At 39.4% G+C, this 22,770-nt stretch carries 37 protein-coding genes; 31 read left to right on the top strand and 6 right to left on the bottom strand.

Going from position 1 to position 22,770, the window contains the following annotated elements; all coding sequences use genetic code 11:
* The first annotated feature begins 1 nt into the window (after nucleotide 1).
* The 31 genes from rpsJ to eno all read left to right on the top strand — a co-directional run bounded on the left by rpsJ (nucleotide 2) and on the right by eno (nucleotide 16,541).
* Complete coding sequence (rpsJ, locus tag BUB99_RS12470; RefSeq protein ID WP_073122851.1) at nucleotides 2-307, top strand: 30S ribosomal protein S10; 306 nt, start codon at nucleotides 2-4, stop codon at nucleotides 305-307.
* Between the two features lie 180 nt (nucleotides 308-487).
* Entirely contained in the window at nucleotides 488-1,120 is a 633-nt protein-coding gene (rplC, locus tag BUB99_RS12465) for a 50S ribosomal protein L3 (protein WP_073122850.1), read from the top strand.
* 2 nt (nucleotides 1,121-1,122) lie between these two features.
* On the top strand, nucleotides 1,123-1,752 hold the full coding sequence (rplD, locus tag BUB99_RS12460) for a 50S ribosomal protein L4 (RefSeq protein ID WP_073122849.1): 630 nt from the start codon (nucleotides 1,123-1,125) through the stop codon (nucleotides 1,750-1,752).
* Between the two features lie 4 nt (nucleotides 1,753-1,756).
* Nucleotides 1,757-2,044 carry a 50S ribosomal protein L23 gene (gene rplW / locus BUB99_RS12455; RefSeq protein WP_073122848.1) on the top strand — a complete coding sequence of 96 codons (288 nt, stop codon included), beginning with the start codon at nucleotides 1,757-1,759 and terminating at the stop codon, nucleotides 2,042-2,044.
* 11 nt (nucleotides 2,045-2,055) lie between these two features.
* On the top strand, nucleotides 2,056-2,877 hold the full coding sequence (rplB, locus tag BUB99_RS12450; protein WP_073122847.1) for a 50S ribosomal protein L2: 822 nt from the start codon (nucleotides 2,056-2,058) through the stop codon (nucleotides 2,875-2,877).
* A 3-nt stretch (nucleotides 2,878-2,880) separates the two neighbouring features.
* Nucleotides 2,881-3,156 (top strand): 30S ribosomal protein S19, encoded by a 276-nt coding sequence (rpsS, locus tag BUB99_RS12445; protein WP_073122846.1) that lies wholly within the window; start codon nucleotides 2,881-2,883, stop codon nucleotides 3,154-3,156.
* Between the two features lie 10 nt (nucleotides 3,157-3,166).
* Complete coding sequence (rplV, locus tag BUB99_RS12440) at nucleotides 3,167-3,556, top strand: 50S ribosomal protein L22 (protein ID WP_073122845.1); 390 nt, start codon at nucleotides 3,167-3,169, stop codon at nucleotides 3,554-3,556.
* A complete protein-coding gene (gene rpsC, locus BUB99_RS12435; RefSeq protein ID WP_073122844.1) occupies nucleotides 3,556-4,293 on the top strand; it encodes a 30S ribosomal protein S3 in 738 nt (245 codons plus the stop codon). The genes rplV and rpsC overlap by 1 nt, the downstream gene beginning before the upstream one ends.
* Before the next feature lie 44 nt (nucleotides 4,294-4,337).
* Nucleotides 4,338-4,757: a 50S ribosomal protein L16 gene (rplP, locus tag BUB99_RS12430; RefSeq protein ID WP_073122843.1), complete on the top strand. Its 420-nt coding sequence runs from the start codon at nucleotides 4,338-4,340 to the stop codon at nucleotides 4,755-4,757.
* A gap of 31 nt (nucleotides 4,758-4,788) precedes the next feature.
* Entirely contained in the window at nucleotides 4,789-4,986 is a 198-nt protein-coding gene (gene rpmC / locus BUB99_RS12425; protein WP_073122842.1) for a 50S ribosomal protein L29, read from the top strand.
* A gap of 7 nt (nucleotides 4,987-4,993) precedes the next feature.
* A complete protein-coding gene (gene rpsQ, locus BUB99_RS12420) occupies nucleotides 4,994-5,251 on the top strand; it encodes a 30S ribosomal protein S17 (RefSeq protein WP_073122841.1) in 258 nt (85 codons plus the stop codon).
* Nucleotides 5,252-5,253: 2 nt separating this feature from the next.
* On the top strand, nucleotides 5,254-5,622 hold the full coding sequence (rplN, locus tag BUB99_RS12415; RefSeq protein WP_073122840.1) for a 50S ribosomal protein L14: 369 nt from the start codon (nucleotides 5,254-5,256) through the stop codon (nucleotides 5,620-5,622).
* 33 nt (nucleotides 5,623-5,655) lie between these two features.
* A complete protein-coding gene (gene rplX, locus BUB99_RS12410; RefSeq protein ID WP_073122839.1) occupies nucleotides 5,656-5,976 on the top strand; it encodes a 50S ribosomal protein L24 in 321 nt (106 codons plus the stop codon).
* Complete coding sequence (gene rplE / locus BUB99_RS12405; protein WP_073122838.1) at nucleotides 5,969-6,529, top strand: 50S ribosomal protein L5; 561 nt, start codon at nucleotides 5,969-5,971, stop codon at nucleotides 6,527-6,529. Before rplX ends, rplE begins: the two co-directional genes overlap by 8 nt.
* Nucleotide 6,530: 1 nt before the next feature.
* On the top strand, nucleotides 6,531-6,800 hold the full coding sequence (gene rpsN, locus BUB99_RS12400; protein ID WP_073122837.1) for a 30S ribosomal protein S14: 270 nt from the start codon (nucleotides 6,531-6,533) through the stop codon (nucleotides 6,798-6,800).
* 74 nt (nucleotides 6,801-6,874) lie between these two features.
* Entirely contained in the window at nucleotides 6,875-7,270 is a 396-nt protein-coding gene (gene rpsH, locus BUB99_RS12395; protein WP_073122836.1) for a 30S ribosomal protein S8, read from the top strand.
* Nucleotides 7,271-7,280: 10 nt separating this feature from the next.
* On the top strand, nucleotides 7,281-7,832 hold the full coding sequence (rplF, locus tag BUB99_RS12390; protein WP_073122835.1) for a 50S ribosomal protein L6: 552 nt from the start codon (nucleotides 7,281-7,283) through the stop codon (nucleotides 7,830-7,832).
* A 9-nt stretch (nucleotides 7,833-7,841) separates the two neighbouring features.
* Nucleotides 7,842-8,189, top strand: a complete 348-nt coding sequence (rplR, locus tag BUB99_RS12385; RefSeq protein ID WP_073122834.1) for a 50S ribosomal protein L18 — start codon at nucleotides 7,842-7,844, stop codon at nucleotides 8,187-8,189.
* A gap of 6 nt (nucleotides 8,190-8,195) precedes the next feature.
* On the top strand, nucleotides 8,196-8,714 hold the full coding sequence (gene rpsE / locus BUB99_RS12380; RefSeq protein ID WP_073122833.1) for a 30S ribosomal protein S5: 519 nt from the start codon (nucleotides 8,196-8,198) through the stop codon (nucleotides 8,712-8,714).
* Between the two features lie 4 nt (nucleotides 8,715-8,718).
* Nucleotides 8,719-8,898 (top strand): 50S ribosomal protein L30, encoded by a 180-nt coding sequence (gene rpmD / locus BUB99_RS12375; protein WP_073122832.1) that lies wholly within the window; start codon nucleotides 8,719-8,721, stop codon nucleotides 8,896-8,898.
* A 31-nt stretch (nucleotides 8,899-8,929) separates the two neighbouring features.
* Nucleotides 8,930-9,376, top strand: coding sequence for a 50S ribosomal protein L15 (gene rplO / locus BUB99_RS12370; protein WP_073122831.1), 447 nt, complete (start codon nucleotides 8,930-8,932; stop codon nucleotides 9,374-9,376).
* 3 nt (nucleotides 9,377-9,379) lie between these two features.
* Nucleotides 9,380-10,699, top strand: coding sequence for a preprotein translocase subunit SecY (gene secY / locus BUB99_RS12365; RefSeq protein ID WP_073122830.1), 1,320 nt, complete (start codon nucleotides 9,380-9,382; stop codon nucleotides 10,697-10,699).
* A 13-nt stretch (nucleotides 10,700-10,712) separates the two neighbouring features.
* Complete coding sequence (infA, locus tag BUB99_RS12360; RefSeq protein WP_073122829.1) at nucleotides 10,713-10,931, top strand: translation initiation factor IF-1; 219 nt, start codon at nucleotides 10,713-10,715, stop codon at nucleotides 10,929-10,931.
* 6 nt (nucleotides 10,932-10,937) lie between these two features.
* Nucleotides 10,938-11,054: a type B 50S ribosomal protein L36 gene (gene ykgO / locus BUB99_RS12355; RefSeq protein WP_073122828.1), complete on the top strand. Its 117-nt coding sequence runs from the start codon at nucleotides 10,938-10,940 to the stop codon at nucleotides 11,052-11,054.
* Nucleotides 11,055-11,056: 2 nt separating this feature from the next.
* Nucleotides 11,057-11,434 carry a 30S ribosomal protein S13 gene (gene rpsM / locus BUB99_RS12350; protein ID WP_073122827.1) on the top strand — a complete coding sequence of 126 codons (378 nt, stop codon included), beginning with the start codon at nucleotides 11,057-11,059 and terminating at the stop codon, nucleotides 11,432-11,434.
* 9 nt (nucleotides 11,435-11,443) lie between these two features.
* A complete protein-coding gene (rpsK, locus tag BUB99_RS12345; protein WP_073122826.1) occupies nucleotides 11,444-11,836 on the top strand; it encodes a 30S ribosomal protein S11 in 393 nt (130 codons plus the stop codon).
* A gap of 24 nt (nucleotides 11,837-11,860) precedes the next feature.
* A complete protein-coding gene (gene rpsD / locus BUB99_RS12340) occupies nucleotides 11,861-12,466 on the top strand; it encodes a 30S ribosomal protein S4 (RefSeq protein ID WP_073122825.1) in 606 nt (201 codons plus the stop codon).
* A gap of 33 nt (nucleotides 12,467-12,499) precedes the next feature.
* Complete coding sequence (locus BUB99_RS12335; protein ID WP_073122824.1) at nucleotides 12,500-13,489, top strand: DNA-directed RNA polymerase subunit alpha; 990 nt, start codon at nucleotides 12,500-12,502, stop codon at nucleotides 13,487-13,489.
* A gap of 1 nt (nucleotide 13,490) precedes the next feature.
* Nucleotides 13,491-14,039, top strand: coding sequence for a 50S ribosomal protein L17 (gene rplQ / locus BUB99_RS12330; RefSeq protein WP_073122823.1), 549 nt, complete (start codon nucleotides 13,491-13,493; stop codon nucleotides 14,037-14,039).
* 118 nt (nucleotides 14,040-14,157) lie between these two features.
* Entirely contained in the window at nucleotides 14,158-15,267 is a 1,110-nt protein-coding gene (gene carA / locus BUB99_RS12325; protein ID WP_073122822.1) for a glutamine-hydrolyzing carbamoyl-phosphate synthase small subunit, read from the top strand.
* Nucleotides 15,264-16,541 (top strand): phosphopyruvate hydratase, encoded by a 1,278-nt coding sequence (gene eno / locus BUB99_RS12320; protein WP_073122821.1) that lies wholly within the window; start codon nucleotides 15,264-15,266, stop codon nucleotides 16,539-16,541. Before carA ends, eno begins: the two co-directional genes overlap by 4 nt.
* A gap of 94 nt (nucleotides 16,542-16,635) precedes the next feature.
* Here eno and BUB99_RS12315 read toward each other — a convergent pair whose 3' ends face one another.
* The 6 genes from BUB99_RS12315 to BUB99_RS12290 form a co-directional block, all read right to left on the bottom strand.
* Nucleotides 16,636-17,445: a hypothetical protein gene (locus BUB99_RS12315; protein WP_073122820.1), complete on the bottom strand. Its 810-nt coding sequence runs from the start codon at nucleotides 17,443-17,445 to the stop codon at nucleotides 16,636-16,638.
* Nucleotides 17,446-17,457: 12 nt separating this feature from the next.
* Nucleotides 17,458-18,249 carry a DUF6503 family protein gene (locus tag BUB99_RS12310; protein ID WP_073122819.1) on the bottom strand — a complete coding sequence of 264 codons (792 nt, stop codon included), beginning with the start codon at nucleotides 18,247-18,249 and terminating at the stop codon, nucleotides 17,458-17,460.
* A 26-nt stretch (nucleotides 18,250-18,275) separates the two neighbouring features.
* Nucleotides 18,276-19,316: a hypothetical protein gene (locus tag BUB99_RS12305; protein ID WP_073122818.1), complete on the bottom strand. Its 1,041-nt coding sequence runs from the start codon at nucleotides 19,314-19,316 to the stop codon at nucleotides 18,276-18,278.
* A 52-nt stretch (nucleotides 19,317-19,368) separates the two neighbouring features.
* Nucleotides 19,369-20,745: a sensor histidine kinase gene (locus BUB99_RS12300; RefSeq protein ID WP_073122817.1), complete on the bottom strand. Its 1,377-nt coding sequence runs from the start codon at nucleotides 20,743-20,745 to the stop codon at nucleotides 19,369-19,371.
* The gene (locus BUB99_RS12295; protein ID WP_073122816.1) at nucleotides 20,735-22,114 is read right to left on the bottom strand and encodes a sigma-54-dependent transcriptional regulator; all 1,380 of its coding nucleotides are present in this window, start codon (nucleotides 22,112-22,114) and stop codon (nucleotides 20,735-20,737) included. The genes BUB99_RS12300 and BUB99_RS12295 overlap by 11 nt, the downstream gene beginning before the upstream one ends.
* 197 nt (nucleotides 22,115-22,311) lie before the next feature.
* Nucleotides 22,312-22,704: a T9SS type A sorting domain-containing protein gene (locus BUB99_RS12290; RefSeq protein WP_073122815.1), complete on the bottom strand. Its 393-nt coding sequence runs from the start codon at nucleotides 22,702-22,704 to the stop codon at nucleotides 22,312-22,314.
* Nucleotides 22,705-22,770 lie beyond the last annotated feature (66 nt).

Genomic DNA, 22,770 nt, shown 5'->3' with positions numbered 1-22,770 from the left:
TATGAATCAAAAAATTAGAATCAAACTAAAGTCTTACGATCACAACTTGGTTGACAAGTCGTCTGAGAAAATCGTAAGAGCGGTGAAGACTACTGGTGCGATAGTAAGCGGACCAATCCCTCTTCCTACTGTGAAGGAAAAATTCACAGTATTGAAATCACCACACGTAAACAAGAAAGCTAGAGAGCAATTTCAGCTTTGTACATACAAGAGATTGGTAGATATCTACTCTAACAGTGCGAAGACAGTAGATGCTTTGATGAAGCTAGAGTTGCCAAGTGGTGTTGATGTTGAAATCAAGGTCTAAATTATAAGACTGGTATATAAAAAAGAACCAGCATTCAGTTGCTGGTTCTTTTTTTGTCACTACGTGTGGCTAATATTTATGTTTTAATATTTGAGATAGAGAAGATTATCACTATCTTTGCAGTCCTTTTGCCGAGAAGAGTAAAAGGAAACAATAAGTTTATAGAAATTTAATACTGTAATGTCAGGTATAATAGGAAAAAAAATTGGGATGACTAGTGTCTTTAGTGCCGATGGACGTAATGTCGCATGCACATTGATAGAAGCTGGTCCTTGCGTAGTAACGCAAGTTAAGAATGAAGAGACTGACGGGTATACAGCGGTGCAATTGGGTTACGGAGAACGTAAAGACAAACGCACTACTAAAGCCTTGAAAGGTCACTTCGCAAAAGCGAAGACCACTCCTAAGCAACAAATAGTCGAGTTCAGAGACTTCCGTGTTGAGTTTGAAGGAGGAGTTGAATTGGGACAAACACTAAGTGTTGCGGATATTTTCCAAGAAGAGGACTTTGTCGATGTAATCGCTAACTCTAAAGGTAAAGGTTTCCAAGGGGTAGTGAAAAGACACAACTTCGGTGGTGTAGGACAAGCAACTCACGGTCAGCATAACAGATTAAGAGCACCAGGATCTATTGGTGGAGCTTCATATCCAGCGAGAGTATTCAAAGGCATGAGAATGGCCGGACGTACTGGTAACGATAGAGTAAAGGTGACCAACTTACAGGTGATGAAAATCATACCTGAAAAGAACCTTATTTTAGTAAGTGGATCAGTTCCTGGTCCTAAGAATGGTACAGTAATTCTAGAGAAATAGTCATGAAAGTATCCGTATTAACTAAGACTGGTGAAGATACCGGGAGAAAGGTAGATTTGTCGAAGGATGTTTTTGGTATCGAACCAAATGATCATGCTATCTACCTAGATGTAAAGCAGTTTTTGGCAAACCAAAGACAAGGTACACACAAGTCTAAAGAGAGAGCAGAAATAGCAGGCTCTACAAGAAAGATTAAGAAACAAAAAGGAACTGGTACAGCGAGAGCTGGTAGTATCAAGTCTCCTGTGTTCAGAGGTGGAGGTAGAGTGTTTGGTCCTAGACCAAGAAACTACAGCATCGATTTGAATAAGAAATTGAAGGTGTTGGCTAGAAAGTCAGCTTTGTCATACAAAGCAACAGAGAAGAGTATCTCAATATTAGAGGATTTTTCTTTTGATGCACCAAAGACAAAGGAATATGTGACGCTTTTGAACACCCTTTCTTTTGCTAACAAAAAAACATTGTTAGTTCTAAAAGAAGATGATAAGAACGTCTTATTGTCATCAAAAAACTTGAAAAAAGCACAAGTAACTACTGCGGAGCAAATCAATACTTATGATTTGTTGAATGCTGACAACTTGATCCTTTTGGAAGGTTCTATTGAGAAGATTCAGAACTTATTAACGAAATAAGAAGATGAGTATATTAAAGAAACCGATAGTTACAGAAAAAGTTTCAGCGCTAAACGAGAGCGGAAAGTACGGCTTTGTAGTAGATAAAGATGCTAACAAAGTTGAAATCAAAAAAGCGATTGAGAAAGCTTACGGTGTAACAGTAGAAAGTGTAAACACGATGGTTTACCCTGGAAAAGCAAAAACTAAGTATACCAAATCAAAAGTGATATCTGGAAGAACATCTTCTTTTAAGAAAGCTATTGTGCAGGTTGCTGATGGAGATATAATTGATTTTTACGGAGGAGTATAAATAGTTAAAAAATGGCTGTAAGAAAATTAAAACCGATAACTCCGGGTACAAGATACAGAGTCGCTCCCGTATTTGAGGAGATAACTAAATCTACTCCGGAAAAATCCTTGACCAAAGGTGTTCACCGCAATGGCGGTAGAAACGATACTGGTAAAATGACGATCAGAAATGTAGGTGGTGGTCACAAGAGGAAATATAGAACAATAGATTTCAAAAGAGACAAGCATGGTATTCCAGCTGTTGTGAAATCTGTAGAGTATGATCCGATGAGGACTGCTAGAATTGCATTGCTGTTTTATGCAGATGGTGAGAAGAGATATATCATCGCTCCACAAGGATTGAAAGTAGGACAGACTGTATTGTCGGGACCTGGTGTTGCACCAGAGGTAGGTAATACACTTCCATTGTCTGATATTCCATTAGGTACGATCATTCACAACGTAGAATTGAAGCCAGGACGTGGGGCATGTATCGCTCGTAGTGCTGGTAACTATGTTCAGTTGTTGGCTAGAGAAGGGAAATATGCTACGGTAAAGCTTCCTTCAGGAGAGATGAGAATGATTCTAGTGGTTTGTTTAGCAACTATTGGTACGGTGTCTAATGGAGATCACATGAATGTGGTTCTTGGTAAAGCAGGTCGTAACAGATGGTTAGGGAGAAGGTCTAGAGTAAGAGGTGTCGCGATGAACCCAGTTGATCACCCAATGGGCGGTGGTGAAGGTAAATCTTCGGGAGGTCACCCACGATCTAGAAATGGTATTTTTGCCAAAGGTCAGAAGACTAGAACACCGAAGAAATATTCTAATAAATTCATCATTGGTAAAAATAAATAAGCAATGGGAAGATCATTAAAAAAAGGGCCTTATATAGATTTTAGGTTAGAGAATAAGGTGGATGCCCAGAATGATTCGGGTAAAAAAGCAGTTATCAAGACTTGGTCAAGACGATCTATGATTTCGCCTGACTTTGTAGGACATACATTTGCTGTTCACAACGGAAATAAATTCATCCCAGTATTTGTTACTGAGAATATGGTTGGACATAAGTTAGGTGAGTTCGCACCAACGAGAAACTTCAGAGGCCATATCAACAAAAAGGATAAAAGGAAATAATTAGCTAACTATGGAAGCTGTAGCAAAACTAAAGAATGTACCAACTTCTCCTCGCAAAATGAGGGTCGTAGCTGATTTGGTTAGAGGCCAAAGAGTAAACAATGCATTGAACATATTAAAGTTCGAAGCAAAGCAAGGTGCTGCTAGACTAGATAAATTATTACTTTCTGCTATTTCTAATTGGGAAGCTAAGAATGAAGGCGAAAAGCTCGAAGAGGCTGATCTTTATGTAAAAGAAATCTTCGTCGATAGCGGTAGAATTTTGAAACGTTTGAGACCTGCTCCACAGGGTAGAGCTCATAGAATCAGAAAGAGATCTAACCACGTCACAGTTGTAGTGGATAGCCGAAATACCGCTGAAGGAAAAGAAGAAAGTAACACGGAAAATTCAGATAAGTAATGGGACAAAAAGTAAACCCTGTAGGACTTAGATTAGGAATCGTTAAAGGTTGGGATTCTAACTGGTATGGTGGAAAAACGTTTCCTGATAAATTGGTAGAAGATACCAAAATCAGAAACTACATCGAAGTACGTATTCCTAAAGGAGGAATTTCAAAAGTTGTTATTGAAAGAACGATCAAAAGAATCACTTTGACTATTCACACAGCTAGACCAGGTGTTGTGATTGGTAAAGGAGGATCTGAAGTAGATCGTATCAAAGAAGAATTAAAGAAACTTACTGGTAAGGATCTTCAGATTAACATCTTTGAGATCAAAAGACCAGAGCTGGATGCTGTATTGGTAGGTCAGTCTATCGCACAACAGTTGAAGGCTAGAATCTCTTTCAGAAGAGCAATGAAGCAAGCAATTGCTGCTACAATGAGAGTAGGTGCTGAAGGGATCAAGATCAAATGTTCTGGAAGACTTGGTGGTGCTGAAATGGCAAGATCGGAGCAATACAAAGAAGGTAGAATTCCTCTACATACTTTGAGAGCTGATATCGATTATGCTATATCAGAAGCTAACACTATTTATGGCAAGATTGGTATCAAGGTTTGGATATTCAAAGGTGAAATCTATGGTAAGAGAGATTTGTCTCCTAACATAGGTGCAGCTAACCAAAACTCTGGTGGCCGAGGTGGCAATAATAGAGGTGGTCGTCCAGGTGGCGGAGCTCCTAGAAGAAATAGAAAATAATTTTTTTGACTACTCCATTGAATTGGAATTAAAGAATTAAAGAAATGTTACAACCAAAAAGAACCAAGTTCAGAAAGAAACAGAAAGGCAGAATCAAGGGTATAGCCCAGAGAGGACATACGCTGGCTTTCGGTACTTTTGGTATCAAGTCTTTGGAACCAGGGTGGATTACCAGTAGACAAATAGAGGCTTCTAGGATTGCTATGACAAGAGCAATGAAGAGAGAAGGTCAAGTATGGATTAGAATTTTTCCAGACAAGCCTATCACTAAAAAGCCAGCAGAAGTAAGGATGGGTAAAGGTAAAGGTGCACCAGAATACTGGGTAGCAACTATCAGACCTGGCACTATCTTGTTCGAAGCAGCTGGTGTAAGTGAAGGACTAGCGAAAGAAGCCTTGAGATTGGCTCAGCAGAAGTTGCCAGTTAGAACGAAGTTTGTTGTTAGAAGAGATTATCAAGGATAAGGTTTAACCTCCCTGATTAAATAATAAAACTATGAAAAATTCTGAAATACAAGGATTGTCATTGGAAGAGTTAAAAACTAAGGTGGCCGCAGAGAAGGATAGCTTAGCTAAGCTTCAGTTTGCTCATGCAATCACACCTATAGAGAACCCAATGAGGTTAAAAGACTCTAGAAAATTAGTAGCAAGGTTAAACACTGAAATCCGAGCTAAGGAATTGGCTCAACAATAAGTTCAAGATGGAAACCAGAAATTTAAGAAAAGAACGTGTAGGTAAAGTGGTCAGCAATAAGATGGATAAAACCATCACTGTCCAAGTACTTCGTAAAGTGAAGCACCCTATATATGGTAAATTCATGAGTACAACTAAGAAGTTTTCTGCTCATGACGAGAACAATGATTGCGGTGAAGGAGATACCGTTAAAATCATGGAGACGAGACCTTTGTCGAAGAACAAAAGGTGGAGATTAGTAGAAATTATTGAAAGAGCTAAATAACAATGGTACAACAAGAATCAAGACTTAGTGTAGCGGATAACAGTGGTGCTAAAGAAGTACTTTGTATTCGCGTATTAGGAGGTACTGGCAAAAGGTACGCTTCAGTAGGTGATAAAATTGTTGTGACTGTTAAATCAGCAATTTCTTCTAGTAACCTTAAAAAAGGGACAGTGTCAAAAGCTGTGGTCGTGAGAACTAAGAAAGAGGTGCGTAGAAAGGATGGATCTTATATCAGATTCGAAGATAACGCAGCTGTGCTTTTAGGTGGTAATGACGAGCCTAGAGGAACAAGGATTTTCGGCCCTGTGGCTAGAGAATTAAGAGAGAAGCAATTTATGAAAATTGTTTCTTTAGCACCAGAAGTGCTTTAAGGGTTGTATTCTAATTTGAAAAGATATTAGACAATGAAATTTCACGTAAAAAAAGGGGACACTGTAAAGGTACTTGCTGGTAATTCTAGAGGAAAGACTGGTGCTATACTAGAAGTATTCCCAGGCCAATATAAGGCGATAGTTGAAGGATTGAATATGGTGACTAAGCACACCAAGCCTTCAGCGGAAAATCCAGAAGGAGGCATCAAAAAAATGGAAGCTCCTATTCATATGAGCAACTTGATGTTAGTAGATCCTGCAAGTGGTAAGGCAACTAAGGTTGGCAGAACTACAGGAGACAATGGGAAAATAGTTAGAGTATCTAAAAAAACAGGGGAGGTGATCAATGGCTAATCCTAGATTAAAGACCAAATATTTGGAGGAAATTGTTCCTGCATTGAAAGAGAAGTTTCAGTACAAGTCAGTAATGCAAGTACCTAAGATCGAAAAAATATCGATCAATAGAGGTATTGGTGATGCTGTGTCTGATAAGAAGTTAGTTGATGCAGGTGTAGACGAGTTGTCTCAGATTTCTGGACAGCGGGCGGTACCTACATTGTCTAAGAAAGCGATATCTAATTTCAAATTGAGAGAAGATATGCCGATTGGTGCTCGTGTAACACTTAGAGGAGATAAAATGTACGAGTTTATCGATCGTTTGATGACTGTAGCACTTCCACGTGTGAGAGACTTCAAGGGAATCAAGGATAAGGGATTTGACGGAAGAGGTAATTATACTTTGGGTGTTAAAGAACAAATTATCTTTCCTGAGATTTCTATCGATAAGATCAACAGAATTTCAGGTATGGACATCACATTTGTGACTAGTGCCAATACCGATGAAGAAAGTTTTGAATTATTGAAAGCGTTTGGAATGCCTTTCGCTGGAAAAAATAATAACAACTAAGATGGCAAGAGAAGCAATAAAAGCCAGAGAGCGTAAAAGAGAAAGACTAGTGGCAAAGTATGCTGCCAAGAGAGCTGAATTAAAAGCTGCTGGTGATTTCGAAGGCTTGGACAAGTTACCAAGAAACTCTTCTAAGGTAAGATTACACAACAGATGTAAGCTTACTGGTAGACCAAAGGGATACATGAGAAAGTTTGGTATATCTAGAGTTACCTTTAGAGAGATGGCAAGTGCAGGTAAAATACCTGGTGTTACCAAATCTAGCTGGTAAAAGAGTTTTTAAAATATAAAATATTAACTAACTTTGCACCCCTGTTAAAAAATAGGGGGTAAAAGTATACTGTAATGACAGATCCAATAGCAGATTATTTAACAAGATTGAGAAACGCTATCACAGCGAATCATAGAATCGTAGAAATCCCTGCTTCTAATGTAAAGAAGGAGATGACTAAAGTGTTGATGGACAAAGGGTTCATCCGTAACTTTAAGTTCGAGGATGATGGTGTTCAGGGGAAAATCAGAATTGCGTTGAAATACAATTCTCAAACCAAGCAGTCGGCAATCGTTCATTTGGAACGAGTGTCTAAGCCAGGATTGAGAAAGTATGCGCAGGCTGACGCATTACCTAGAGTTTTGAATGGGCTTGGTATTGCAATTTTGTCAACTTCTAAAGGCGTTATCTCGAACAAAGAGGCCAAAGAATACAACGTTGGCGGGGAAGTATTGTGTTACGTTTATTAATTAGAGCAAGATGTCACGAATAGGAAATAAGCCGATAGCATTGCCACAAGGTGTCGAAGTGAAAATAGACGGTACAGTTGTGAATGTGAAAGGTGCCAAAGGTAGCTTAGCTAGAGATATTGATAGTGACTTTGACGTTGCAGTTGAAGACGGATCGATTACTGTTAAAAGACCAACTGACCAAAAAAGACACAAAGCACTTCACGGATTGTATAGATCATTGATCAACAATATGGTGATAGGTGTTTCAGATGGATATAAAAAGGAATTGGAATTAGTAGGGGTAGGTTATAAAGCCGTTACTAGTGGTCAGATTCTAGAGATGAACTTAGGTTATTCTCACAATATTTTCATGGAAGTTCCTGCTGAAGTGAAAGTGAGCGCAGAGACGCTTAAAGGTAAGAACCCAATTGTTACACTTGAGTCTACGGACAAAGAGTTAGTAGGTGAGGTTGCTGCAAAGATTAGATCATTGAGAAAAGTTGAACCTTACAAAGGTAAAGGTGTCAGATTTGTTGGTGAGGTTATTAGAAGAAAAGCTGGTAAAACTGCTGCTAAATAATAGATAGACATGGCAATTACTAAAGAGCAAAGAAGACTTAGAATTAGAAGAGGTATCCGTAACAAAGTGAGCGGAACTGCCGAACGTCCTAGATTATCAGTATTTAAGAGCAACAAGGCGATATATGTTCAGTTGATTGATGACGCTAGTGGAAATACACTTGCATCAACTTCATCTGCTGAACTAGGTACTGCTACAGTTAACATCTCTTTGTCTAAAGAGGTAGGTAAAAAGTTAGCTGAGAAAGCATCTGCTAACGGTATCAGTAGTGTTGTATTTGATAGAGGAGGTTATCCTTATCATGGCAAAATAAAAGCCTTGGCAGAAGGTGCTAGAGAAGGAGGCCTTAAATTTTAATTGATTATGTCTAAGAATAACGTAAAAGCTATAAAAGCAAGCGAAATCGAACTCCAAGAAAAGGTTGTTGCGATTAAGAGAGTTGCTAAAGTGGTCAAAGGCGGTAGAAGATTTAGTTTTTCTGCAATAGTTGTAGTAGGAGATGGGAATGGTGTTGTCGGTTACGGTTTGGGTAAGGCCAATGAGGTAACTGATTCAATCACTAAAGGTATAGATGACGCGAAGAAAAATCTTGTAAGAGTTCCTGTATTCAAAGGAACTGTACCTCATGATGCTATTGGTAAATTTGGTGGTGGATTGGTTCTTTTAAAACCAGCTGCTGAAGGTACTGGAGTTATTGCTGGTGGAGCGATGAGAGCGGTGTTAGAGAGTGCAGGTGTACATGATGTACTTGCTAAATCTAAAGGTTCTTCTAATCCGCACAACGTGGTAAAAGCTACTTTCGATGCATTGAATAAAATGAGAGATCCATATGCGGTAGCTCAGCAAAGAGGAGTAGAATTGTCTAAAGTTTTTAACGGCTAGAGAGATGTCTAAAGTAGTAATAACACAAGTTCGAAGTATTATCAAAAGACCTAATGATCAAAAGCTGACTATTAAAGCTTTAGGTTTAGGAAAGATAAATAGATCAGTTGAGAAAGACTCAACTCCTCAGATAGAGGGAATGATTAAGAAGGTGGCACACTTAGTGTCAGTGGAAAGAAAATAATTTTAGGACTTTTTTCTGAAATCAAATTAAGATGAAATTAAATACTTTAAAACCGGCAGAGGGGTCAATCAAGACTGGCAAAAGGATCGGTAGAGGTCAAGGGTCTGGAAGAGGTGGAACTTCGACTAGAGGTCATAATGGAGCTAAGTCTAGATCGGGATATTCTAGAAAATTAGGTTTCGAAGGAGGGCAAATGCCTTTGTATAGAAGAGTACCTAAGTTTGGTTTCAGATCTCCTAATAGAATAGAAACTAAACCAGTCAACTTGGATACCCTTCAAGAATTGGCTACTAGCAAAAAACTATCAGTTATCACTGTAGAGACTTTGTTAGAGAATGGTTTGGCTGCAAAAGGTGATGTGGTAAAAGTTTTAGGTAGAGGCGAGTTGTCAGCTAAGGTTGAAGTAACTGCTCACTCTTTTTCTAAATCTGCGATTGAGGCAATCGAGAAAGCAGGTGGGAAAGCAACTACACTATAATTTATGAAAAAGTTTTTCAGTACGATAAAGAATATTTTTTCTATTGAAGATCTAAGGGTTAGGATCTTAAACACGATAGGTTTTTTAATCATTTTTAGATTAGGGACCTTTGTGGTTCTGCCTGGTATAGATCCTTCTAAGCTTGCTGATAAGGCAGAAGGGATATTTGGTCTACTTGATACTTTCTTAGGAGGGGCGTTTAACAATGCCTCTATTTTTGGTCTTGGTATTATGCCTTATATCTCGGCATCTATTGTGATTCAACTTTTGACGATGGCTGTGCCATATTTTCAGAAGCTTCAAAAAGAAGGAGATAGTGGTAGAAAGAAAATTAATCAGATTACAAGGGTACTAACGATCGCTATTACGTTCGCTCAAGGTAGTGCTTATTTGGCGGGAGCTATACCAGCTGAAGCTATTGTACTCGAAAATAAAGTAATGTTTACCTTTTCAGCGATTGTAATTCTAACGGCAGGTACTATTTTTTGTATGTGGTTGGGAGAGAAAATTACAGATAAAGGTATTGGGAATGGTATTTCGATGCTTATTATGATAGGTATTATCTCTCGTTTCCCTGGTAGTTTGTTACAAGAGGCGATCACTCGCGGTATGAGTGAGGCGTTATTTTTCTTGTTAGAACTTATAGCACTGTTCTTTGTGGTTATGGCAGTTGTACTGTTGACACAGGCAGTGAGGCGAATTCCAGTTCAGTATGCAAAACAGGTAGTAGGGAATAAGGTGTATGGCGGTCAACGTCAGTACATTCCTTTGAAGGTTAACTCGGCAGGTGTAATGCCAATTATATTTGCTCAGTCGTTAATGTTTTTGCCTGCTATGATAGCTAGTTATTTTGCAGACTCTAGTGATGTGGCTCAGTATATAGGAGCGACTTTCTCTAACTTCCAGTCGTGGCAGTATAACTTGACTTTCGGGATTATGATTGTATTGTTTACGTTTTTCTATACGGCTATATCTGTGAACCCTAATCAGATCGCAGATGATATGAAGAGAAATGGAGGGTTTATACCAGGTGTTAAACCAGGTACTGCTACTTCTGAATTCATTGACACAGTTCTGACTAGAATAACATTGCCAGGTTCATTATTCTTGGCAATGGTGGCAGTGATGCCTGCTTTTGCTCAGATGGCTGGTGTGAGTACTAATTTTGCACAGTTTTTTGGGGGGACTTCACTATTGATTATGGTGGGAGTGATTCTTGATACGCTGCAGCAGATTGAGAGCTACTTGCTGATGAGACACTATGAGGGTATGATGAAGTCAGGCAAGCTTAAGGGTAGATCAGAAAATATAGCAGTAGCTTAAATTAGGATTTATCATGGCGAAGCAAGCATCAATAGAACAAGACGGTACAATTAAGGAAGCATTATCTAACGCTATGTTTCGTGTAGAGTTGGAGAATGGACACGAAGTAATTGCTCATATTTCTGGTAAGATGAGAATGCACTATATCAAAATTTTACCAGGAGATAAAGTAAAGATGGAGATGTCTCCATATGACTTAAGTAAAGGAAGAATAGTTTACCGCTATAAATAGAATATTATGAAGGTTAAAGCATCCGTAAAAAAGAGAAGCGCTGACTGTAAGGTCATTCGTAGAAACGGAAAAGTATACGTTATTAACAAAAAGAACCCTAGGTTCAAGCAAAGACAAGGATAATTATGGCTAGGATTGCAGGAGTAGATATTCCAGATAACAAGAGAGGTGAGATATCACTTACTTATATTTTCGGACTGGGTCGTAGTTCAGCTCAAAAGATTTTGACTGAAGCAGGTGTAGACTGGAGCAAAAAAGTTCAAGACTGGACTGAAGAAGAAGCAGGTAAAATCAGATCTGTCATCAGCGAAACCTTTAAGGTGGAGGGTGTATTGAAATCAGAGGTTCAACTTAACATCAAGCGTCTTTTGGATATCGGATGTTACAGAGGCCTAAGACATAGAAGAGGTCTTCCAGTAAGAGGTCAGCATACCAAAAACAATGCTAGAACCAGAAAGGGTAAGAGAAAAACTGTTGCCAATAAGAAGAAGGCTACTAAATAATAATTGACGATGGCACAAAAAAGAAAAGATAAAGCTAGAAAAAGAGTCGTTGTTGTAGAGCCGATAGGTCAAGCACATATCAAAGCTTCATTCAACAATATCATCATATCGTTGACTAACCAAACAGGTCAAGTGATATCTTGGGCTTCTGCTGGTAAAATGGGCTTTAAAGGCTCTAAGAAAAACACTCCTTATGCTGCTCAAGTAGCTGCTCAGGATTGTGCTCAAGCTGCCTATGAGTTAGGTCTTAGAAAGGTGGAAGTATTTGTAAAAGGTCCTGGTGCTGGTAGAGAATCTGCAATCAGAACTATCCAGAATGCTGGAATTGAAGTGACAATGATCAAGGATGTTACTCCACTGCCACACAACGGATGTAGACCTCCGAAAAGAAGAAGAGTTTAATATCATTTTTAGAAGAAATAAAAAATGGCAAGATATAGAGGACCAAAATCAAAGATTGCGAGAAAGTTCAACGATCCAATCTATGGCCCAGATAAGACTTTAGCTAAAAAGAACTATCCTCCTGGACAACACGGTAGAGGTAGAAGAAAGAAGCTGTCAGAATACGCTATTCAGTTGGCTGAAAAGCAAAAGGCTAAATATACTTATGGCTTGTTGGAAAAGCAATTTTCTAACTTGTTTGACCATGCTTCAAGAAAAAGTGGTGTTACAGGTGAAATTCTATTGCAACTTTTGGAATCTAGATTGGATAACGTAGTGTTTAGATTGGGAGTTGCTCCTACTAGAAATGCAGCTAGACAATTAGTTCTTCATAAGCATATCACTGTCAATGGAGAGATAGTAAATGTACCTTCTTTTTCTGTGAAGCTTGGTGATATTGTTGCTGTTAGAGAAAAATCAAAATCTTTGGAAGCTATTACTTACAGCCTCTCTAGAGGTGCAGTGAGCAAATACCCATGGTTAGAGTGGGATTCGACTGCATTGGCTGGTAAAGTAAACGTCCTACCAACGAGAGAGGAAATTCCTGAGAATATCAAAGAACAATTGATAGTAGAATTGTACTCTAAATAATCTATTCATTAATTAATTAAGCAAGAAATAATTATGTCAATACTAGCATTTCAAATGCCTGAGAAAGTGGTGATGGAAAAAGCTGATGATTTTCATGGCTTATTTACCTTTAAACCTCTTGAGCAGGGCTATGGTGTAACCGTCGGTAATGCATTGAGAAGAATCTTACTGTCTTCATTAGAAGGGTACGCCATAACTGGAATTAAGATCCCTGGAGTATTGCATGAATTTTCTACAATTGAGGGAGTAGTAGAAGACGTATCTGAGATCATTTTGAACCTGAAAATGGTTAGGTTTAAAAAGATTGCAGATGTAGCGGATAGCAAAATTGTAGTAAGTTTATCTGGTAAGAAGGAATTCAAAGCAGGTGACATAGGAGGCTCTACTGATGCTTTTGAAGTGTTGAATCCGGATCATGTGATCTTCAATATGGATGAGAGTGTTAAATTCGAAATCGAATTGTCGATTGAGAAGGGAAGAGGTTATGTGGCTGCAGAGGAGAACAAGCCTGGAGAGCAAGTCTTCGGTTTTATTCCGATTGATGCCATCTTTACACCAATTAAGAATGTAAAGTTTTCTGTAGAGAATACGCGAGTAGAGCAGAAGACAGATTACGAGCAATTGATCTTGGATATAGAAACGGATGGTTCTATTCACCCTGAGAATGCGCTCAAAGGTGCAGCGAATATTTTGATCCAACACTTTATGTTGTTCTCAGATCAGACGATGATTTTAGATACGCATGATGCAGGTGAGCCTGAGGCAGTGGATGAAGAAATGCTACACATGAGAAAACTATTGAAGACTGGCTTGAATGATCTCGATCTTTCTGTCAGAGCTTACAATTGTTTGAAAGCTGCTGATGTTAGATCATTGGGGGATTTAGTAAGATTAGAGATTTCTGACATGATGAAGTTTAGAAACTTTGGTAAGAAATCATTGGCTGAGTTGGAACAACTCGTAGCTGACAAGAACTTAACTTTTGGCATGGATTTGTCAAAATACAAATTAGACGAGGAGTAAAATGAGACACGGGAAGAAATTTAATCATTTAGGTAGAAATGCATCGCACAGAGGCGCGATGTTATCTAACATGGCTTCTTCTTTGATTTTGCATAAGAGGATTACCACCACTGTTGCAAAAGCAAAAGCTTTAAGAAAGTACGTAGAGCCAATCATTACTAGAGCAAAAGACGATACAACTCACTCAAGAAGAGTAGTTTTCTCTTACTTGCAAAATAAGGAATCTGTGAAAGAACTTTTTGGAGGGGTAGCTGATAAGGTAGCCGCGAGACCAGGAGGGTACACTAGAATCTTCAAAACAGGTACGCGCTTAGGTGATAATGCTGATATGTGCATTATGGAATTGGTTGATTACAACGAGTTATTGTTGAATGAGGCAGCTCCTGCTAAAGCGAAGACTAGAAGAAGCAGAAGAGGTAAGTCTACTGGAGCAGCTGCTGCACCTGTGGCAGAAGATGCTGTAGTAGTGGAAGAAGCACCTGAAGCTTCCGCAGATGAGGCGCCAAAGGCGGATGACTCTGCTGAGGAAGCTAAAAAGGAAGATAATTAATAATTGAGTATTCAGTTATGATAGGAAAGCCATCTTGATTTGTTTCAAGATGGCTTTTTTTATGTCAAAAAAAGGGTAAAATTTGCGGTGAATTTCAATCACCAGTTCAATTGCTTATATGAAACTAAAACAAAGAGATAAAGCTTTTTTGCTTCTAGCTGACGGGAGTTACTATGAAGGTACTTCTATTGGTAGTAAAGGAACAAGTGGAGGAGAGATTTGCTTCAACACTGGAATGACTGGTTATCAAGAGGTCTACACGGACCCTTCCTATTTCGGTCAAATAATAGTCAATACCAATACACATATCGGTAATTATGGTGCTGTGGATTTAGAACAAGAATCCGAAAGACCGAAAATCAATGGGTTGGTCGTGAATGAGTACTCGGAGATTCACAGCCGTGTAGATGGAGAGTCTACGCTGGATGAGTATCTGACGAAATCTGGTGTAGTAGGTATATCAGGACTGGATACACGTAAGATTGTGAAGCATATCCGTAGTACAGGTGCTATGAATGCAATCATTACATCGGAGATAGATGATCTAGAGACCCTAAAGGCGGAGTTGCTGAAAGTGCCTAGTATGGATCATTTAGAGTTGTCCACAAAGGTGACCACTAAGGATAGCTATCTAATGAATGAAGGTGGTGAATATAAAGTAGCAGTCTTGGATATCGGTTGTAAGAGGTCTATTCTCTCCAACTTAACTGACCGTGGGTGTGAACTCAAAGTATTTCCAGCGGAGACATCATTTAGCGAATTGAAGGCGTATAATCCTGATGGTTATTTTATTTCTAATGGACCTGGGGATCCATCGGCTATGCCTTATGCAGTAGAAACAGTGAAGCAAATCATGTCTGAAAGCAAACCGATGTTTGGGATTTGTTTGGGACATCAGGTTATCGCTTTGGCGAATGGCATTGGTACTTTTAAGATGCACCATGGTCACAGAGGATTGAATCATCCCGTGAAAAATATTATAACAGGACGTAGCGAAGTAACTTCTCAAAATCACGGTTTTGCTGTGATAAAGGAAGATGTAGAGGCGTCTGAAACAATAGAATTAACACACATTAATCTCAATGATAATACCGTAGCTGGAATTAGAGTAAAAGGGAAGCCATTCTTTTCGGTGCAACATCACCCAGAAGCATCTCCTGGACCTCACGATTCTAGGTATTTATTTGACGATTTCATTCAACTAATTAAAAAACATAGAGAATCATGAGTTTAATTGAAAGCGTATTTGCAAGACAAATACTGGATTCAAGAGGAAATCCAACCATCGAAGTAGATGTAGTGACAGAAAATGGTGTGTTAGGTAGAGCGGCAGTTCCATCTGGAGCTTCTACAGGTGTCAACGAGGCGGTAGAGCTAAGAGACGGTGACAAAAGTACATACCTAGGTAAGGGGGTTTTGAAGGCTGTTGAAAATGTGAACGAAACGATTCAGCCAGAGCTGCTTGGATTGTCTGTGTTTGATCAGAGATACATCGATCAATTGATGATTGATCTGGATGGAACAGATACTAAATCTAAATTAGGGGCTAATGCGATTTTGGGTATTTCTCTGGCTGTAGCTAAGGCTGCTGCTGAGGAACTAGGATTGCCATTGTTTAGATACATCGGGGGTACTAACGCGCATACATTGCCAGTGCCGATGATGAACATCATCAACGGTGGCTCTCACTCTGATGCTACGATTGCATTCCAAGAGTTCATGATCAGACCAGTAGGTGCTGAGACATTCTCTCAGGCTATGCAGATGGGTGCTGAGACTTTCCATGCCTTGAAGAAGATTCTTCATGACAAAGGATTGAGTACAGCAGTTGGTGACGAAGGTGGATTTGCTCCAGCTTTCACTGGTGGTACGGAAGAGGCATTAGAAAGCGTATTGAGTGCTATTACAGCAGCTGGATATGAGCCAGGTAAAGACATTACAATTGCCTTGGATTGTGCGTCTTCTGAGTTCTTCGAAGATGGTAAATACAATTACAAGAAATTCGAAGGTGAGGCTGCTTCTGTTAGGGACATGAACGAGCAAGTGGATTACTTGGCTTCTTTGGTTGAGAAGTATCCGATTGACTCAATCGAGGACGGATGTGCTGAAGAGGATTGGGCTGCTTGGGCTGCATTGACTGCTAAGATTGGTGATAAGTGCCAGTTGGTAGGAGATGATCTATTCGTGACTAACGTGAAATTCTTGCAAAGAGGTATTGAAGAGAAATCTGCGAACTCGATTTTGATCAAAGTAAATCAAATTGGAACTTTGTCTGAGACGCTTGATGCAATCGAATTGGCTCACAAAGCTGGATTTACAGCAGTGATCTCACACAGATCAGGGGAGACTGAGGATGCGACGATAGCTGATATTGCTGTAGCAACTAACGCAGGTCAAATCAAAACAGGTTCACTGTCGAGATCTGATAGAATGGCGAAATACAACCAATTGTTGAGAATCGAGGAAGAGCTAGGCGAAGTTGCCAAGTTTCCAAAAGCTTAATAATTGAAATATCCTTGACTTTGAACAAGGTATATAAATACAAAGACCTGATAGTAACTACTATCAGGTCTTTCTTTTGCCATCTGGTGTGAACTTACTTTTGGAACTGCTGTTGCATGTTGATGGTTTTTCTAGCATAACCACTAGGGATGCTAAACTGACTTTCTGCGATTCCTGTTTCAGTGATACTTTGAATGATCGTTTCACTCTTAGAGCTTCCTTCTGCATAGGTTCGGGTTTTGACAGGAAAACCTTCTTTTAGGATGGGGCTATTCTCGTCAAAACTAATCGCAGACATGGACTGACTCGTCGGGAGCATGGTAGCTACCTCTTGAAGGTTCTCGGTAAAGAAGTCAATTAGCTGTTTCATTGCATTGAATTTTTCAGCTTCAATACCGAGTGTTTCGAAGCTTGCTATGTTTAGTTCGAGGACCTTTTCATTTTCATTTGTGCCTTGAAATTGTTTAGTGTTCCAATTACCTACTTTTCCAGTTCCAGTTTCTTTGTATTTGATGATTGCGCCATTGCTGGGGTTAAGTATCATATCTAGCTTCTTTTGTTGCTCTTCGGGCATTTGAGAGGCGAACTGCTTCATGACCTGAACCATCATTTTTAGCTGCTCTTTTAGTTGCACTAATGTCGGTTTATCGAATTGATAGTATTCTCTCTTTTTGTTATCGATAAAGGTGAAAACTTCCTTGTTTGCATCGAAGATCATACTGCTATTGTCTTGTCCTGAGTTGCTGATCTGTAGTTTAGAGTCAGTTAGGTATATTTTAGACGTAGTGATCTGTTGTGATGATAAATTAGTCGATTTGGATACGATTAAAACACCCTCTGTTGCCAGTGCGAGTTGACTGAGTGAAAGAAGGGCGAGTATCATTATAGTTTGAAATGCTTTCATTATATCTCGGTTTTAAAATTCGTAGAATGTGTTTTTCGGTAGAGATGTTAGAACTTCTATCTCTTGGGTTGGGGTATTACTTTGACTTTCTGGCAGGAGGATGTTTCCGTGTTTTTTATAGTTTGACCATGTGTTAGTGGTAGTTGGCTCGGTGTATACTTCGCTTGGGTAATAGTCTGTCTGTGTGATGCGTCCATCCTCTGCATCTATCCATATTTCATACATTGGAGGTGAAGAGGATAGTTGTTTGTCAAAAGTCAATTGTAGCTTTTGACTATCCCGACCATTGGCAGTTGTATCTTCACCTAAGTAATACAATGTAACTCCATTTTCTTTAAGCATATACGGCATGAGCAGATCGTAAGAATCTTTGAACCAAATCTCATGACCTTTGCTCAAATACTTTGCCAATGAATCCGAGGATTCAATTACTTTTCCATTTTTCTTCACTTTTCCGCTTCCATCATTCAGATTAAGCAAATAGATGTCGTTTTGCGCTGGGGTATCTATTCTGACTTTATTGTTTTTTTTATCCCATGAGAGTGTTCTTTGATTAGGGATCTCCCAGCGTATGTAAGCGATATCGTCCCATGCTTTTCTCCCGCCCATAGCTGTCATGACTTTGTCTGCTAAGAAAATAGCTGTAGGATCTGACTCTTCAATATTAAAACCAATTGCTGGCTCATTGATGTCGGTTATAGCTGTTTGTTCATTGTTCTTTGTTTCGTCAGTTTTAGGTTGGGAGGGAGAACAGGCCAATAGTATAGCTCCGAACAATAAAAAGAATATTTGGTTTGATTTCATGGTTTTGTTGATTTCGATATAAAGACTTATAAGTTGTAGAGGTCAGGTTTTTTGATGAGCATCCAAAGACTCACTTTGACGATTTCGCCCATGTTTTTGCATTCGATAAATTTCTTTTCATCATAGAATTCTGCTAGGTCATTTTTTAACATCATTACATTCTCTGGTGATGAAATTTGATCTTTGACCATGACACGTAGCAAATCGGCAATTCGGTACCGCTCTACTTTGAGTCGATTGGTGATTAGAGCACGTTCTTCTTTTTGGTACTGCCTTACGGTCTCAGGGGTCATGTATTTGAGCCCCATCTCGATGAGCGGATTGTTTTGTTTGAAATACTGAGGGAGATAGATACTCCTACGTCCCTCGTAGCATTGTTGATCAAAATCTATTGCTCTCAGCCTGTACGATACCTCCTCAAAATCGGGAGTTATATTCACTACGAAGTTGCTGGAATGCATATCGCCAAGTAGTTGGACAAAACACCGCTCATTGAATTTCACAAACTCCTTGGCCAGCCTGATTTCATTGATGCCCTTGTCTTTGAGGTTATTGGTTATGAACTGGTCGCAGGGTATCCCTGCTATATGTTCTTCGATGAGCGTCTGGTTGTACACACCGTAGCTGATGCGATTCGGAGACAATAGATGCTCTAATTCTAAACCATACACGCGCGATGCATCAGCATTCTTGATGTAGAAGTAGTCAAAGTTATCATTGATTTGATTGACTACTCGAACTCTAAAAGGTTTGGTGTTTCCGTATTGGCAGATGTCAACACGATCTATCACTAGGTGGTCGATGACTGCCAGATCTCCATCTGATTTGATGACAGCATATATTTTTTTGAGACTATGGTAGATAGACGCCATGTCTGATTGAGGATAAAAGACAGTCTCCCAAAGGGTGTCCTTACCATTCTTGTCGTACAGCGGGATGGAGTTGTCATACCTAAATAAATCCGTGTATTCAATAGGCGTATTGATGGCTCGCTGATATTTTCGCAAATACTTGAGGAGCAAAGGGCCTACTTTGTATGGTATTTTCTTTTTGCTAATGAGCGCCATAGGGTTCGATTATGATAGCTAATATACGATGAACCTAAATGAATCAATCGGTCTATTCATTGAATACCAAAGTAAATGTGGTACCCACATCGATGGTACTGCTGACGGATATGTTGCCGTTGTGTTTGCGCATGATTTGTTTGGATAGACTGAGACCAATACCAGATCCAGACTTTTTTGTAGTGAAAAAGGGGATAAAAATTTTTTTCACGGCCTCTTCGTCTATCCCACTACCATTGTCCTTGATATGAATGTAGACGCGCCGGAACTCATCAAAACCTGCTTCTATCTTTAGCTTCTTGTTTTTATGTTCTTCGGGATTTTCTTCTAGGGCTTGGATGGCATTTTTTAGCAAGTTAATTAGGACCTGTTCGATCTGTTCTTGATCCGCGTTGATGCAGATGTCTGTGGGTTGGATTTGGGTTGTTACTTCTATTTGTTGTTCTTGAATGTCATGTTTGAGTAGGGTCAGTATTCCTGTAAACAATTCTTCGAGGCAGATCGTAGATTTCTTTGGGATTGGAATTCGGGTTAAGTTTCTGAAATCACTCACGAATTTAATGAGGCTTTCGCTACGTCGATGAATCGTATGTACAGCCATGTGAAAGTCTTCAATGTCATCTTTTGATATGTTTTTGACGTTAAACTCTTCGTCGATCACATCCGCCAGATTTGATTCGACCGTAGCTGCTAAGGAGGAAATCGGCGTGACCGAGTTCATGATTTCATGGGTCAGTACATTTACAAGGTTTTGCCAAGCATCCATTTCTTTCTCATCCAGTTCACTTTTAATGTTCTGAATCGAGACTAATTTAAATTCCTCTTCTCTACGCACCAGTTGTATGGCGTAGACTGATAGTTGAATCTCTTCTCCTTTTCTGTCAATTTTGATTAAATCTCTGCCTCCAGTTTGGAGATCTTTTAGACTATTGACGAGTTCTGGATTCAGGTCAGACAGGTCATCTATGCTTTTGATCTGGCTGATGTCTAATAGGGATTTTGCTGCTGCGTTGATGATTTGGATCTGACCTGCTTTGTTGAAGGTGATGATGCCGATCCCTACGTGCTGGACTATTGTACGTAGGTATTGGTATTGTGCCTCTTTTTCGGCTCTGATCTCTCGGAACTTCTGGATGACCATATTGAAACGTTCATAGAGTTCGTCTTGAGAGGTGCCAGTCCGTTTGGTGGAGTAGGTTTGAGTAAAATCATCATACTTGATGGAGTTGAGAAAATTGGTAAACTCAATATTAGACTTGTCTAGATACTTTGCCAGAGAATACCCTTGGACTACCAGAGCAATGAGTAATAGCAGCTTGGTAAGGGTGTAAGAGTCAGTATAAAATGAGTTGACCAAAAAAATACAGGTCAACAGGACTAGACCAACTCTGACCCCTATAGTGAACCTAAAGTTGTTGTTAAAGTCCATGTTTTTCTAGTCTTCTGTATAAAGAAGCACGCGTTAGACCTAGTTCTTTGGCTGCTCTAGAGATATTACCTTGATTTCTATCGATTGCTTTTTGAATGATGTTGCGTTCTACTTCATCTAGGTTAAATGTTTCTTCTAAGTTGATACCATCACTTTCTGTTTTATAATTGAGAAAAAAGAAATCCTCAGGCACCATGCTGTTTTCGTCACTCATAATCACCGCCCGCTCTATGGCGTGCTGAAGTTCACGGATATTGCCTGGCCAGTGATACTTTTGGAGTTTCTTTAATGCCGCGGACGAGATCTTTTTGCCATTCTTTCTGTATTTCTTGCTGTAGACTTTGATGAAATGCTCAGCAAGTAGCGGGATGTCCTCTATGCGTTCGCGCAGCGCGGGTAACTTGATCTCGACGGTATTGATTCGGTAAAGTAGATCTTGTCTAAAGCTTGAATCTTCTACCATTTCGTACAGGGGCATATTGGTAGCACAAATCAGTCGAATATCGATATTTTGTATTTTGTTTGATCCAATAGGTGTGACCTGTCTGTTTTGTATGGCAGTGAGTAGTTTGGACTGAAGTGGCATGCCTAGGTTGCCAATTTCATCTAAGAACAATGTGCCTTTGTGGGCTATTTCGAATCGACCTTTTCGGTCATCTTTGGCATCTGTAAACGCCCCTTTTTTGTGTCCGAATAATTCACTTTCGAATAATGTTTCCGTGATAGCTCCCATGTCGACCCCCACGAATACGTTGTCTTTGCGCATGGACTTCATATGTACAGCACGTGATATGAGCTCTTTCCCTGTCCCGTTCTCTCCTAGTATGAGTATGTTGGCATCTGTCTCGGCTACTTTATCAATCAACCTAAATACGCTTTTAATGGCTTCACTCTCTCCAATGATTTCTTTAAACGGCTGGTTGATTTCTTCTTCCAGTTGTTTTTTTGCAGTCTTGAGTTGATCTACTTCTTTGTAGGATTTTTTGAGCTTAATGGCGGACGATAATGTCGCTAGCAATTTTTCGTTTTGCCATGGTTTTAGTACAAAGTCGGTAGCACCTTCTTTGAGTGCTTTGACGGCCATCTCGACATCTCCAAAAGCTGTTATGAGAATGACTACAGCTTGTGGGTCACGCTCTAGTATCTGGTCAAGCCAGTAAAAACCTTCTTTTCCACTGGTGATGTCCTTGCTGAAATTCATATCCAACATGATCACATCGTAGGTGTCATTGTTGAGTAGGAAAGGAATCTTTTTTGGGTTCTTTTCTATAATGACCTCTTGCGCATATTTTTTGAGCAGCATCTTGGCTGCAAACAACACATCTTCGTCATCGTCTATGATCAGTATTTTTCCAAGCTCTTTGTCCATTGTAGATTTTATTTGTCAAATAGATATTCAGTATTTGTGCCAAAGATGAGAAAGTTTTCCTGAACGGAATAGAGGGAGTTTTGACGCGTTCTTAAACGAGGAACTGCCCTATTTCGTACAAAGAAGTGTCTCAAAATCGGACATAATTTACACAAAGAAAATTTGTGGAAGGGAGGGATTGAAAGAAATGTGGGATATTAAAGGTTGACGCGCTTGATGACGTTCTCTTCTCCTGATTCTACTTTTACTACGTAGATTTTGGTGTTGTTCTTATTGAAGTTGTATTCTATTTCAGAACCAATCATGTATTTTTTTTCTTCAGTCAAAACCAAATTGCCGATGATGTCATAGATTTTGATGTTGACATAGTCTGACGGTCGGTTAACGAAGATCAATTTAAACTTCCCATCTTCAAGTGGTTCAAGGTTGTAATCAAGTTTGTCGGGAGATAGGCTCTTGTTGTAATTGATACGCTTTTCTACGCTCCTAGAGTAGTCTAGGGCATTTTCCTTATTGTCAACTAAGTCTTGTGCTATGGGAGCAAAAGAAAGCGTGAAAAGAAATAGGATGAGTAAGTAGTTTTTCTTCATGAATCAAAGGTTGACTTAATAGGAACTAAACAGGCAAATTTCATTCCATATATGTATACGGAATGA

This window comes from Reichenbachiella agariperforans, from assembly GCF_900142205.1.
In the GTDB taxonomy this organism is placed as follows: domain Bacteria; phylum Bacteroidota; class Bacteroidia; order Cytophagales; family Cyclobacteriaceae; genus Reichenbachiella; species Reichenbachiella agariperforans.
This window is presented reverse-complemented; position numbering and strand designations above follow the sequence as displayed.

Excerpts from the sequence above, each read along its gene's own strand:
- rpsE (WP_073122833.1), top strand. The coding sequence starts at position 8,196 with ATGTCTAAGAATAACGTAAAAGCTATAAAAGCAAGCGAAATCGAACTC.
- rplP (WP_073122843.1), top strand. The coding sequence starts at position 4,338 with ATGTTACAACCAAAAAGAACCAAGTTCAGAAAGAAACAGAAAGGCAGA.
- BUB99_RS12305 (WP_073122818.1), bottom strand. The coding sequence starts at position 19,316 with ATGGCGCTCATTAGCAAAAAGAAAATACCATACAAAGTAGGCCCTTTG.
- rpsC (WP_073122844.1), top strand. The coding sequence starts at position 3,556 with ATGGGACAAAAAGTAAACCCTGTAGGACTTAGATTAGGAATCGTTAAA.
- rpsM (WP_073122827.1), top strand. The coding sequence starts at position 11,057 with ATGGCTAGGATTGCAGGAGTAGATATTCCAGATAACAAGAGAGGTGAG.
- eno (WP_073122821.1), top strand. The coding sequence starts at position 15,264 with ATGAGTTTAATTGAAAGCGTATTTGCAAGACAAATACTGGATTCAAGA.
- rpsJ (WP_073122851.1), top strand. The coding sequence starts at position 2 with ATGAATCAAAAAATTAGAATCAAACTAAAGTCTTACGATCACAACTTG.
- rpsQ (WP_073122841.1), top strand. The coding sequence starts at position 4,994 with ATGGAAACCAGAAATTTAAGAAAAGAACGTGTAGGTAAAGTGGTCAGC.
- rpsH (WP_073122836.1), top strand. The coding sequence starts at position 6,875 with ATGACAGATCCAATAGCAGATTATTTAACAAGATTGAGAAACGCTATC.
- rplN (WP_073122840.1), top strand. The coding sequence starts at position 5,254 with ATGGTACAACAAGAATCAAGACTTAGTGTAGCGGATAACAGTGGTGCT.
- rplQ (WP_073122823.1), top strand. The coding sequence starts at position 13,491 with ATGAGACACGGGAAGAAATTTAATCATTTAGGTAGAAATGCATCGCAC.
- rplO (WP_073122831.1), top strand. The coding sequence starts at position 8,930 with ATGAAATTAAATACTTTAAAACCGGCAGAGGGGTCAATCAAGACTGGC.
- rplF (WP_073122835.1), top strand. The coding sequence starts at position 7,281 with ATGTCACGAATAGGAAATAAGCCGATAGCATTGCCACAAGGTGTCGAA.
- rpmC (WP_073122842.1), top strand. The coding sequence starts at position 4,789 with ATGAAAAATTCTGAAATACAAGGATTGTCATTGGAAGAGTTAAAAACT.
- carA (WP_073122822.1), top strand. The coding sequence starts at position 14,158 with ATGAAACTAAAACAAAGAGATAAAGCTTTTTTGCTTCTAGCTGACGGG.
- BUB99_RS12310 (WP_073122819.1), bottom strand. The coding sequence starts at position 18,249 with ATGAAATCAAACCAAATATTCTTTTTATTGTTCGGAGCTATACTATTG.
- rplR (WP_073122834.1), top strand. The coding sequence starts at position 7,842 with ATGGCAATTACTAAAGAGCAAAGAAGACTTAGAATTAGAAGAGGTATC.
- rplV (WP_073122845.1), top strand. The coding sequence starts at position 3,167 with ATGGAAGCTGTAGCAAAACTAAAGAATGTACCAACTTCTCCTCGCAAA.
- secY (WP_073122830.1), top strand. The coding sequence starts at position 9,380 with ATGAAAAAGTTTTTCAGTACGATAAAGAATATTTTTTCTATTGAAGAT.
- rplC (WP_073122850.1), top strand. The coding sequence starts at position 488 with ATGTCAGGTATAATAGGAAAAAAAATTGGGATGACTAGTGTCTTTAGT.
- BUB99_RS12315 (WP_073122820.1), bottom strand. The coding sequence starts at position 17,445 with ATGAAAGCATTTCAAACTATAATGATACTCGCCCTTCTTTCACTCAGT.
- rpsK (WP_073122826.1), top strand. The coding sequence starts at position 11,444 with ATGGCACAAAAAAGAAAAGATAAAGCTAGAAAAAGAGTCGTTGTTGTA.
- BUB99_RS12295 (WP_073122816.1), bottom strand. The coding sequence starts at position 22,114 with ATGGACAAAGAGCTTGGAAAAATACTGATCATAGACGATGACGAAGAT.
- BUB99_RS12335 (WP_073122824.1), top strand. The coding sequence starts at position 12,500 with ATGTCAATACTAGCATTTCAAATGCCTGAGAAAGTGGTGATGGAAAAA.
- BUB99_RS12300 (WP_073122817.1), bottom strand. The coding sequence starts at position 20,745 with ATGGACTTTAACAACAACTTTAGGTTCACTATAGGGGTCAGAGTTGGT.
- rpsD (WP_073122825.1), top strand. The coding sequence starts at position 11,861 with ATGGCAAGATATAGAGGACCAAAATCAAAGATTGCGAGAAAGTTCAAC.
- rpsS (WP_073122846.1), top strand. The coding sequence starts at position 2,881 with ATGGGAAGATCATTAAAAAAAGGGCCTTATATAGATTTTAGGTTAGAG.
- rpmD (WP_073122832.1), top strand. The coding sequence starts at position 8,719 with ATGTCTAAAGTAGTAATAACACAAGTTCGAAGTATTATCAAAAGACCT.
- rplW (WP_073122848.1), top strand. The coding sequence starts at position 1,757 with ATGAGTATATTAAAGAAACCGATAGTTACAGAAAAAGTTTCAGCGCTA.
- ykgO (WP_073122828.1), top strand. The coding sequence starts at position 10,938 with ATGAAGGTTAAAGCATCCGTAAAAAAGAGAAGCGCTGACTGTAAGGTC.
- infA (WP_073122829.1), top strand. The coding sequence starts at position 10,713 with ATGGCGAAGCAAGCATCAATAGAACAAGACGGTACAATTAAGGAAGCA.
- BUB99_RS12290 (WP_073122815.1), bottom strand. The coding sequence starts at position 22,704 with ATGAAGAAAAACTACTTACTCATCCTATTTCTTTTCACGCTTTCTTTT.
- rplE (WP_073122838.1), top strand. The coding sequence starts at position 5,969 with ATGGCTAATCCTAGATTAAAGACCAAATATTTGGAGGAAATTGTTCCT.
- rplB (WP_073122847.1), top strand. The coding sequence starts at position 2,056 with ATGGCTGTAAGAAAATTAAAACCGATAACTCCGGGTACAAGATACAGA.
- rplD (WP_073122849.1), top strand. The coding sequence starts at position 1,123 with ATGAAAGTATCCGTATTAACTAAGACTGGTGAAGATACCGGGAGAAAG.
- rpsN (WP_073122837.1), top strand. The coding sequence starts at position 6,531 with ATGGCAAGAGAAGCAATAAAAGCCAGAGAGCGTAAAAGAGAAAGACTA.
- rplX (WP_073122839.1), top strand. The coding sequence starts at position 5,656 with ATGAAATTTCACGTAAAAAAAGGGGACACTGTAAAGGTACTTGCTGGT.